8 protein-coding genes and 1 pseudogene are annotated in these 11,390 nt (G+C 35.5%); 6 read left to right on the top strand and 3 right to left on the bottom strand.

Features of this window, described 5'->3' with window-relative positions; translation table 11 throughout:
* The first annotated feature begins 15 nt into the window (after positions 1-15).
* From lysS to AWW83_RS09510, 6 genes and pseudogenes are all read left to right on the top strand, one after another.
* Positions 16-1,491 (top strand): annotated as a pseudogene (gene lysS, locus AWW83_RS09535) (lysine--tRNA ligase).
* A 25-nt stretch (positions 1,492-1,516) separates the two neighbouring features.
* A complete protein-coding gene (locus AWW83_RS09530) occupies positions 1,517-3,652 on the top strand; it encodes an alpha-amylase/4-alpha-glucanotransferase domain-containing protein (RefSeq protein WP_159421170.1) in 2,136 nt (711 codons plus the stop codon).
* Between the two features lie 13 nt (positions 3,653-3,665).
* Positions 3,666-4,535, top strand: a complete 870-nt coding sequence (locus AWW83_RS09525) for a DUF2279 domain-containing protein (protein ID WP_092351140.1) — start codon at positions 3,666-3,668, stop codon at positions 4,533-4,535.
* A gap of 7 nt (positions 4,536-4,542) precedes the next feature.
* Positions 4,543-5,292, top strand: coding sequence for a sulfite exporter TauE/SafE family protein (locus AWW83_RS09520; RefSeq protein ID WP_092351139.1), 750 nt, complete (start codon positions 4,543-4,545; stop codon positions 5,290-5,292).
* A 19-nt stretch (positions 5,293-5,311) separates the two neighbouring features.
* On the top strand, positions 5,312-6,118 hold the full coding sequence (locus tag AWW83_RS09515; protein WP_143713965.1) for a PorV/PorQ family protein: 807 nt from the start codon (positions 5,312-5,314) through the stop codon (positions 6,116-6,118).
* The gene (locus AWW83_RS09510) at positions 6,115-7,977 is read left to right on the top strand and encodes a helix-hairpin-helix domain-containing protein (RefSeq protein WP_092351137.1); all 1,863 of its coding nucleotides are present in this window, start codon (positions 6,115-6,117) and stop codon (positions 7,975-7,977) included. Before AWW83_RS09515 ends, AWW83_RS09510 begins: the two co-directional genes overlap by 4 nt.
* On the opposite strand, the gene AWW83_RS09505 is transcribed toward AWW83_RS09510, so the two are convergent.
* Genes AWW83_RS09505 through alaS form a run of 3 tightly spaced genes read right to left on the bottom strand, consistent with a single transcriptional unit; the run spans position 7,974 to position 11,266 of the window.
* Positions 7,974-8,567 carry a D-sedoheptulose-7-phosphate isomerase gene (locus AWW83_RS09505; protein ID WP_092351136.1) on the bottom strand — a complete coding sequence of 198 codons (594 nt, stop codon included), beginning with the start codon at positions 8,565-8,567 and terminating at the stop codon, positions 7,974-7,976. The two genes, AWW83_RS09510 and AWW83_RS09505, sit on opposite strands and share 4 nt — an antisense overlap.
* 10 nt (positions 8,568-8,577) lie before the next feature.
* Entirely contained in the window at positions 8,578-9,372 is a 795-nt protein-coding gene (locus AWW83_RS09500; protein ID WP_234697303.1) for a phosphoglycerol geranylgeranyltransferase, read from the bottom strand.
* A gap of 13 nt (positions 9,373-9,385) precedes the next feature.
* A complete protein-coding gene (alaS, locus tag AWW83_RS09495) occupies positions 9,386-11,266 on the bottom strand; it encodes an alanine--tRNA ligase (protein ID WP_092351135.1) in 1,881 nt (626 codons plus the stop codon).
* Positions 11,267-11,390 lie beyond the last annotated feature (124 nt).

The raw sequence follows: 11,390 nt of genomic DNA, 5'->3' as shown, positions 1-11,390 counted from the left end.
AAAGAATTTAACCAGTTGATGAAAAGACGATTGGAAGAATTTGAAGTGTTGAAAAAACCCGGCATCAATCCTTATCTTTATGAATTTCCTTTAATTGTTTATTAAAAGAAATTTTTTAAAAATTAAAAAGTTGAAGCCCCGCCGATGAATGTTTCAATTGCTGGGAGAATTATGTCAATACGAAGGATGGGGAAGGCAACTTTTTCACACATTCAGGATTCAAAAGGTAAAATCCAGATTTACTTCAAAAAAGATATTCTCGGGGATAAGTATGACATTTTGAAACTTCTTGATATTGGCGATATAATTGGAGTTAAAGGCGAAGTTTTCAGAACGAAGACGGGCGAGATCACTGTTAAAGTTGAAGATTATCAAGTTCTTGCGAAGGCGATCCGACCTTTGCCTGTTGTGAAAGAAAAAATTGATGAGCGTGGAAATAGAATCGTTTATGATCCGTTCACAGATAAAGAGATGAGATACAGACAAAGATATGTTGATTTAATTGTAAATCCAGATGTGAGGCAAGTTTTTATAAAGCGTGCGAAGATAATTAGCACAATTAGAGAAATTCTTGATTCTCATGGTTTCATTGAAGTTGAAACGCCAATTCTTCAACCAGTTTATGGTGGTGCAACCGCAAGACCATTCATCACGCATCACAATGCACTTGATATGGATTTTTATTTGAGAATTGCAGATGAACTTTATTTGAAAAGATTAATCGTTGGTGGTTTTGATGGTGTTTATGAAATTGGGAAAGATTTTAGAAATGAGGGAATGGATAGGATGCACAATCCCGAATTCACAATGCTTGAACTTTATGTCGCATATAAAGATTACAACTGGATGATGGAATTTACAGAGAATTTGATTTACAATGTTTGCGTTCGTGTAAATGGGGCATCAAAGATAAAGTTCGGGGAAAATGAAATTGACTTGACCCCGCCTTGGAGAAGAGTTCCGATGTTTGAACTTTTGAAGCAATATACTGGTGAAAATCTTGAGGATAAAACGGAGGATGAACTTCGTGCGATTGCAAAGAGATTAAATGTTGATGTTTCAAACAAAATTGGCGTTGGCAAAATAATTGATGAAATTTTTTCTGAATTAGTGCAACCGAATTTAATTCAACCGACATTTGTCATTGATTATCCAATTGAGATGTCTCCACTTGCGAAAAGGCACAGGAATAATCCACGACTTGTTGAAAGATTTGAAGTTATAATTTGCGGGATGGAAGTTTGCAATGCTTTTAGCGAGTTGAACGATCCGATTGATCAAAGATTGAGGTTTGAGGAGCAGGCACGACTTCGTGCTCGTGGAGATGAAGAGGCGATGACGATAGATGAAGATTTCATTCGTGCGCTTGAATACGGTATGCCACCAACAGCGGGACTTGGAATAGGGATTGACCGACTTGTTATGATATTGACAAATCAAAAAACCATACGAGATGTAATTCTTTTCCCGCACATGCGTCCTGAAAAATAGTTGAAAACAAAATTTGAATTTGAAGGTGAAAAAAATTAATCTTGTTCTCGGAATTCACAATCATCAACCCGTTGGAAATTTTGATTTCGTGTTTGAACACGCATATAATGTCGCTTATAAGCCATTTATTGAAATACTTGCAAAACATCCAAAGGTTAAACTTGCTCAACATTACACAGGGATTTTGTTTCAATGGATTATGGAAAAACATCCAGAATTTATTGATGAATTGAAAATTCTTGTTGATAGAGGTCAGATTGAACTTATAACAGGTGGTTTTTATGAGCCAATTCTTGCGGTTATACCTGATCAAGATAAACTTGATCAGATAAAGAAACTTTCCGATTTCATAGAGAAACATTTTGGGAAAGTCCCTGTTGGAATGTGGCTTGCGGAGAGAGTTTGGGAACAACACATTGTTAAGTTCATTTCAATGGCTGGTGTAAAATATGTTATAATTGACGATACGCATTTTAGATACGCTGGATTAAGCGGAGAGCAACTTCTTGGGTATTACATCACAGAAGAGCAGGGGTATACCGTTAACATCTTCCCGATAAGCAAAATGTTGAGATATACGATACCTTTTCAACCTGTTGAAAAGACGATTGATTATTTAAAAGAAATTGCAACGGAGGAAGGAGACAGGGTGATAGTTTATGCAGATGACGGTGAAAAGTTTGGCGTCTGGCCTAATACTTACAAACATGTCTATGAAGATGGATGGCTTGAGGAATTTTTAACAGCACTTGAGGAAAACAGCGATTGGATAAACATACTGCACTTTTCAGAGGTAATTGAGAAGATAAAACCAATTGGAAGAATTTACCTTCCAAACGCATCTTACGCAGAGATGATGCATTGGGCTTTGCCAGCAGATGCTTATCTTGATTATGAAAAACTTGAAGAGCATTTGAAGGAAGAAGGAATGTATGAGCAGTATTCAAGATTTTTCAGAGGCGGATTTTGGAGAAATTTTCTTGTTAAGTATCCAGAAGCGAATAACCTTCACAAAAAAATGTTGCGTGTCTCTGAACGAGCAAGGAAACTTCAATCAAAAGGGAAAGATGTAAGCAAAGCACTTGATAAAATATGGTCTGCGCAATGCAACGATCCATACTGGCACGGAATCTTTGGCGGACTTTATCTTACAAATTTGAGATCATCAGCGTATAGAAATTTGATAAGCGCAGAAAATGAACTTGACAGAGTTGAGAATAAAAAACTTTTGAAATACGAATTTACAGATTTTGACAGAGATGGAAAGGAAGAATTGATCATTGAGTCGCCAAATTTTAACATTTACATCAATCCAAACTATGGGGGACAAATTTTTGAACTTGATTTTAAGCCAGTTGAATTTAACATAACTGATGTGATGACACGCAGAAAAGAAGGTTATCATCAGAAATTACTTCAACTTGCGAATGAAAGAAATAATCCAAACAATCAAGGTGTGGCAAGCATACACGATATGTTAACTGCAAAAGAGGAAGGGCTTGAAAAGTTTTTGCATTACGACTGGTATAGGCGAGGAAGTTTGATTGATCATTTCCTTGGTGAAGGGACAACGCTTGAGAATTTTTATCAATGCAAATATCCCGAACAAGGTGATTTCGTTAATCAACCTTACAATGTTAAAACGAACTTTAATAGAAGTAAATTTGAAGTTATTCTTTCAAGAGTTGGCAATGTTTGGGTTGATGGTGAAAGATGCAAGATTCGGCTTGAAAAGGTGATAAAACTTGAAAAGAGTTTAAACGAGATTACAATTCAATATAAACTTGAAAATCTTGAAGATAAAATGCTTGATTTGTGGTTTGGAGTTGAGTTTGCGTGTAATTTCCTTGCACCTGATTCGGAGGATAGATATTTTTATTTCGTTGGACGGGATATTGAAGATAAAAAGTTGAAAAGCATGGGTGAGGTTGAAGATGTTGTTTCGTTTGGGATTGTAGATGAATGGCTTGGGCTTGATATGAATTTCTATTTGAGTAAGTTTGCAAATGTGTGGAGATTTCCGATTGAGTCGGTTTCTCTTTCAGAAGCTGGATTTGAGAGAGTTTATCAAGGTTCAGTTATACTTTTGCACTGGAATATAAAGCTCAGTAAAGAGTGGAGCGTAGAAATTAACAATTCGTTTAGGATTTTGAAAAAATAAATTAGTTAAAAAATTGCTTGCAAGATTTTTTAAAGTTTTTTCTCTCATTTTGCTTTTCAATTTTAAACTCATTTGTGCTGATGCTGATTCATCTTCACATTCACAAAGTAAAGTAAATTACACGAAACTTGCGCTCGTTGGTGCTGGGACAATGGGAACGATAGCGGTCATTCATGTTTATCAACAGCACGCTTGGTGGAGCGGGCAGAGAAGGTCGTTTCATATAGTCAATGATTGGGAATACGCACTTAACATTGACAAAATAGGTCATTTTTACGGTGCGACTTTGATTTCAAATCTTTTTTCTGGCTCGCTTAAATGGGCTGGGATTGATGAAAAAAAGGCGATGATTTACGGTGCTTTGCTTGGAACTGTTTTCGGACTATATGTTGAATTTGAAGATGGTTTTGCAACTGATTGGGGATTTAGCCCAGGTGATGCGGGAGCAGATATACTCGGTGCGTGGTATCCAGTTGTTCAACATTATGTCCCTTTTTTTAGAAATTTCAATTTTAAATGGAGTTATATCCCAACAACGCAACTTAAAACGGGTGTTAAGAAAATTTTTATTGACGATCACGAAGGTCAAACGATGTGGCTTTCTATATCGCTTAACAATTTTCTTCCTGAAAAGATAGAAAAATTTTATCCTGATTTTTTAAACATTGCGATTGGCTACGGCGTCAGAAATCTTGACGGAAGAGGTGGGGGACAAAGAGAATTTTACATTTCACTTGATTATGACCTTGAAAAACTTCCGGGCGATGGATGGCTTTGGAAATTTATAAAGAAAAATCTAAACTACATCCATCTTCCAGCACCTGCTATAAGATTGACGCCAAGATTTGCATTCTTTGGTTTTTTCTTTTCAAAAAGGGTTTAGAAGTGCAATGTTAATTTTTAAAGAAATTTTGTCAGGCGTTATAATTGGAATTTTATCGGGATTTTTCGGGCTTGGTGGAAGTAGCATTGCAACACCAATTTTGAGAACTTTTGCTGATGTCAAACCGCTTTTTGCTCTTGCAACTCCTTTATTAACAGTTATTCCATCCTCAATATCTGCATCTTTGGTTTATTACAAAAAACGCTTGATAAATTTTAAAATTGCGAAGTTGAGTATAATTTCAGGTTTGCCTTTTGTTATCTTCGGAGCTTATATCACGAAATTTTTTAGCTGGAAGTTTTTAATGATTGCAACTGCGATTTTTGTTTTTGTGGTTGGATTTACATTTATGTTCAGAAGAAAAATGCTGATGGATAAATCTTATCAAGAAATTGAAAGTGTAAAGTTATGGGCAATTATGCTTTTAAGTTTAATTGGCTTTTTCTCCGGTTTCCTCGCAAATGGCGGTGGGATAATGCTTGTGCCGTTGTATGTGTGGGCTTTTAAAATGAACATTAAAACTGCTTTTGGAACATCTCTTTTCGTCGTTTCTTTTTTCGCTATCCCCGGGGCTTTGACTCATTTTATTCTTGGACACATTGATTTAAAACTTTTCTTAATTCTTTCTTTAACAGCAATTCCTTTTGCGAATTTGAGCGCAAGAGTTGCTGTGAAATTGAAAAATGATCTTCTTGAAAGTGCGTATGGCGTTTTTCTTACATTGTTCGCATTTTATTTTTTCATCAGGGAAATTTAAAAATCACTTCTGGATTTTTATGATGTTAAGATTTTTATTTTTGATCTTCTTTTTTTCAACCACTGTTTTCGCAGGTGAAAATATCGGAGCAAGATCCTTTGCATTGAAAAGTTATATTGCTGTTTCAAATGATGTTTGGACTATTTTTTATAATCCGGCTGGAATATCAAACCTGAAAGATAGGGAAATTTCAATCTCATACATTCCGGCTCAATTTGAAATCCCCGAACTTTCAAAGAAAGCGATCGCTTATTTTGAGCCATCTTTACCTGTTAAGTTTGGAGCAGGTGTGCAGATTTTTGGCTTCTCGCTTTACAAAGAGACGGCGTTTAAATTGTCCATTGCGAAAAATTTTAATCTCTTTGATATCGGTGTTAACTTGAACTATAATCTCGTTTCAATTAAGAATTATGGAAGTGCAGGTGCATTTAGCGTGGATTTGGGGTTTCTTTCAAATCCGTTGAAATTCTTAAAGTTTGGTTTCGCTTTGAAAAACATGGTTGCAACAAAACTCGGTCAAGCAAGAGAGGGTTTGCCAAAAGAATTTGATTTTGGTGTTGCAATTTTACCTTATGAAAATTTGCTAATATCGGCACAAGTTGATAAAGAAATTTATTTCAAAGAAAGTTTTAAATACGGAGTTGAGTATGCTGTTGAAAATTTTCTTTTTATTAGGGTGGGATTTATGAATTATCCAGTTCAGTATTCAGGTGGTTTCGGTTTGAAAATTTTTTTGTTCCAAGTTGATTATTCAATCAATCAACATCAATCGTTGGGCTTAACACATCAATTTACTTTTTCAGCAAAGTTGGGGAAAGGTGAATGAAAAAACTTCTTTTAATTTTTATCATAACTTCATCAATCGCAGTTTGTCAAGATATCATCCCCGATACGCTTGAAAATGTTGAAAGTGAATTTTTTGAAGACATTGAAAGTGATTCACAAATTGACGATATAATTGAACAACTTGAATTTGTTAGAATAGAACTTAACAGGGCAAGCGTTGATGATCTTACCGAAATTCCTTTCATAACCAGAGAAATCGCTTTGAAGATAATATCTTACAGAGAAAAAATTGGCGGATTTAAAAAACGTGAGCAAGTTTTTGAAATTCCAGATGTTGATGATTTGATCAAAGTTTTTCTTTACAGAAACGGATACATTCAGAAGCCAAAGTTATCGCTTCAAGCAAGGACACGAGTTTTAAGCAAAAACAACATCGCAAGTTTAGATGAAAATTTTGCAGAGAATTATAAAACTTACCAACTTTTTCGTTCAACATTTTTAAATTTTTCCGCTGGATTTGTGTTTGAGAAAGATTATGATGAGAGAAAACTTAATGATTTGACGCATTTTTACATTGAATATAAAAGTTCGGGCTTTTTCAGAAAAGTTGTTTTGGGGAATTACACGATACAATTTGGGCAGGGGATTTTACTTTGGAGACCAATTTCACTTGGCAAAGGTTCAGATGCAATTGTTCCAGTCGTAAGAGATTTTGAAAATTATCTTTCTTCCTATGCTTCAACCGATGAAGTCAAGCCGATGTTTGGATTTGGGTTGAATTCAAAGTTTAAAAATTTTGAATTAACACTTTTTTATTCAACCACAAAGTTACCATCAACGATTGATTCATCTGGGCTTGTTCGCTCAATTGATTTTTCTGGTTTAAATCCGAGTGAAAAAGTTCAAACTTTGAGAAATCTTTACGGTATGATTTTGAGTTTTGGTAGGCAAAATTTTTCAATTGAATTTTTGAATTACTTTGAAAAGTTCAACCGTGATTTTTCTCGTGAAATTTCAAGACCTTTTGGGATTGCGAGATTTTACAGTGGATTTGGATATAATTTTTACTTCAAAAATTTAAATTTCTTCGGCGAGATTGCTTCTGCAAAAACTTTACATTTCAGCGTTGTTTCGGGAATAAATTTTTCATTCAAAAATCTTGATTTAGTGTTTCAATATCGGAATTTGAATCCCAATTTTGCGACTATCAACGGAAATGTTTTTGGTGAAAGATACGGGGAAGCATGGAATGAAGAGGGTTTTTATTCGGGTGTTAAATTCAGAACAGGTAAATTCAGGGTTTCGGGATATTACGATGTTTTTAAGTTTCCTAAATTTGAAATTGATGACGCAAGAAATGGGACGGATTACAGGATTGAGGCGAGTTTTAGTGTTTCAAGAAATGTTGAATTAAAATTGATGGTGCGAGAGAAGTCAATTATTCGTGGAATTAAAGTTCAAGATGAGTTTGGAAGAGAAAATTTGGGTGAAGGTGTTGAGAGAAGGAGAAATTTAAGATTTGAAGTTGAGAACAAATTCGGGAAAGTTGTGTTTAGAAGCAGGATTGAATGGGTGAAAAGAAGTTTGAATGATTTTGAGAGTGGATTTTTGATTTATCAGGGTGTTAAGTTTGAAGCGTTCAAGTTTTTAAAGTTTTATGGGCGTGTTGCTTATTTTAGAAGTGACTCATACTTTTCAAGGGTTTATGTTTATGAAGATGACATTGATGGTGTCGTTTCGCTTATACCTCTTTATGGAAAAGGTTTGAGATGGTATTTTGTTTTGAAACTTAATTATGGGAAAATTTTATCGTTTCAGTTTAAGTATTCGGAGACATTTTTGGTTGAAAATTCAAGCGTCAGAAATTTGCTCGGTGTTCAGCTTGGGATAAAATTTTAATCTTTAGGTTCTCCATAAAGCTCAATTTCAACGAGTTCGCTTATGATATGTCCAATTGTAATGTGTCCCTCCTGAATTCGTTGCGTATTATTTGATGGAACAATTATGGCAATGTCGCAAAGTTCTTTCATTCTTCCACCATCACGACCGAGAAAGCCAATTACGAACATTCCTTTTTCTTTTGCAGTTTTTATCGCACGAATAACATTTTCAGAATTTCCACTTGTGCTGATCCCTATTAACACATCTCCGGGATTTCCGAGAGCTTCAACAGTTCTTGCGAATGTATTTTCAAAGCCGATGTCGTTGCCTCCGGCTGTTAAGTTTGATGTGTCTGTTGTGATTGCAATTGCTGGCAAGCCTGGTCTTTTAATTTTGGGGTTTAATCTTATGACAAATTCAGTTGCAATGTGTTGTGAATCCGCTGCACTTCCACCATTTCCACAGAGTAAAAGTTTTTTCCCACTTCTGAAAGCATTTGATATGAGATCAACTGCTTTTAAAATTTGCTCCGTGCATTCGGAAAAAATTTTTTGCTTTATCTGTGCGCTTTCAAGAAGTGAGTTTTCTATGAATTTGACCTTATCCATTTTTTGCGCTTTATTTTTTATTTTTGTGAATTGCGTCTACAAAGTCCGAAATTAAACTCTTCAAGTTTTTCTCCGATGTGTCTTCAAGTATGTTGCCTGTTACAATTATATCTGCACCTGCTTCTGATTTTTCAAATGCGGTTTCAGGCGTTCTAATTCCACCACCTATGACAAGCGGGATCTTAACAAAATTTTTCACATACTTTATTATCTCCGCTGGAACAGAATTATCTGCACCGCTTCCAGCTTCAAAGTAAATGAGCTTCATCCCAAGAAATTGTGCTGTTAAAGCGTAAGCAAGAGCGATGTCTGGTTTGTCGCGGGGTATGGGTTTGCTTTGACTTATGAAGACGGCGGAAGTTGTTTTGCCAGATTCAATTAAAAGATATGCTGTTGAAATTGGCTCAATCCCGTAATTTAAAATTATCGGAGCAGCTAAAGTTTGCTGTCCAACAATATATTCCGTGTTTGTGCTTGTTAAAACAGACAAAAAAAGAATTGCATCTGCAAATTTTGAAATTTGATAAATGCTTCCGGGGAAAATTATAACGGGTCTATCGGTATTTTGTTTTACTGACTTAACACATTTTTCAAATTTTTCAGAGAGTAGGACACTGCTTCCAATGAAAAAGCCATCAACTCCGCAATCTGTGGCGGTGCGAATTAGTTTTGTTAAATTTGAATTTGCTTTGTCTGGGTCAATCAAGATAAAGTAAAGGGAGCTCTTCTGGCTTATCTCGTTCAAGAGAGATTCATAAACTTTTCCAGAAGAAACTCCCCTTATTGATTGTAAATTTTTTACCAAATTTGCCCTCGTTTTATTGTAAATTTTCACGAACTATCTTCGGGAAGTTTTGAATTGCTTCGTCAAGTTTTGAAACATCTTTTCCACCAGCTGTTGCGATGTTCGGTCTTCCACCACCGCCACCTCCGGTAATTTTAGCAACATCACGAACTATTTTTCCAGCATCAAGCTTTCTTTCTTTGACAAGATCATCCGTGACAACGCAGACAAAGTTTATTTTATCATCAATCACGCTTGCAAGAAGCCCAACGCCACTTCCAATTTTGCTTCGCAAAATGTCTCCAAATCTTTTCATTTCCTCAATGTTTCTTGCTTCAACCTTCAACGAAACAACTTTGAAACCATCAATTCTTAACACATCTTTTGAATTAACAGCTTTGTCAATTTCATCCGCCACGATCTTCAATCTTATGCGTTCAAGCTCCTTTTCAAGATTTTGTTTCTCTTCAATTATTGTGTCAATTTTTTCATTCAAACGCTGTATCTCTTCCTCCTTTTCCTTGATGTATTTTTCAAGCGCTTTTCCTGTAATCGCCTCAACTCTTCTCACACCGCTTGCTATGCTTCCCTCATAAATTATTTTGAAGTATCCCGTTTCAATAGTTCTATCAAGATGAGTTCCACCGCAAAGCTCATAACTGAAATCTCCAATTCTTACGGTTCGCACGATGTCTCCATATTTATCTCCGAAAAATGCAAGCGCACCCTCTTCAAGTGCCTGCTTTAACGGCTTATATTCCTTCACAAGCTCAATGTCTTCAAATATGACATCATTAACAAGATGTTCAACCATTTCAATTTCTTCTTTGCTGAGTTTTTTCGGATGTGTAAAGTCAAATCTCAATCTATCTGGGGCAACGAGCGAGCCAGCTTGCTGAACATGTGTCCCGAGAACTTTTCTCAATGCGGAGTGTAAAAGATGAGTTGCGGAGTGATTTTTCATTACAGATTTTCTTCTGTCAACATCAATTTTTGCTATAAATTTGCCACCGCTTTTTATGAATGATTCAATCTCTTTTGCTTTTTTGCTATCTTTCGGAATCTTCGGAATGAAATGAACGATCAAATCGTCAATTCTTTGAGTGTCAAGAATTTCAATTTCCCCATCTGGATAAATTAATTTTCCTGTATCTCCAACCTGTCCACCAGATTCAGGGTAAAAAATTGTTCGCTTTGAGAAGACAATTTGATTAATATTTTCATCATCGCTTGAAAGTAAAATCACTTTGTTGGATTCGTCGTTTACTTCAATTTCATACTGTTTCAGGTCGGGATCAAATTCTGTTTTAATAACATCGCCCTTTCTTAATAGAACTTCAATTTTATCAGCGATACTAATTTTTCCTTCGGTAAAAATTTTTTTCGTTGCTTCTCTTGATCTTTCTCTTTGTTCATTCATCAATTTCTCAAATCCTTCAAGATCAACTACGAAGCCCCTTTCCTGAGCCATCAAGTTTGTAAGATCAATCGGAAATCCATAAGTATCGTAAAGTTTAAATGCTTCTTCACCTGGAAAAACTTTAACGCCTTTCTTTTCAAGTTTTGATATCACATCTTCAAATATCTCAATTCCTCTGTCAAGCGTTTGATTGAAGTTTTCTTCTTCTGTTTTGATCACATCTTTAACATGTTCTTTTTTCGGCTCAATTTCTGGATAGGCTTCGCCCATAACTTCAACGACTTTATCAACGAGTTTATAAATAAACGGTTCATGCATATCAAGATTTCTTGCATATCTTGACGCTCTTCTTAAAATTCTTCTTAACACATAACCTCTGCCTTCATTTGATGGAATTGCCCCGTCGGTTATCGCAAATGTAAGCATTCTTATATGGTCAGCTATGACACGCATAGCAACTTGATTTTTATCGCCGGTATATTCTTTGCCCGTCAATTTTTGCTCAACGCGTTGTTGTAAATTTCTTTAACTTTTTTGCCCTCTTCATCAAACTTTTTCAAATCAGCCTGTCTTATAGTTGCGTTTCGCCTTTTTAAGACAAGTTCAACCCCACGCTCAA

The organism is Candidatus Chryseopegocella kryptomonas (genome assembly GCF_001536065.1).
In the GTDB taxonomy this organism is placed as follows: domain Bacteria; phylum Bacteroidota; class Ignavibacteria; order Kryptoniales; family Kryptoniaceae; genus Kryptonium; species Kryptonium kryptomonas.
The sequence above is the reverse complement of the archived record's forward strand: the minus strand, read 5'-3'. Positions and strand labels throughout refer to the sequence as shown.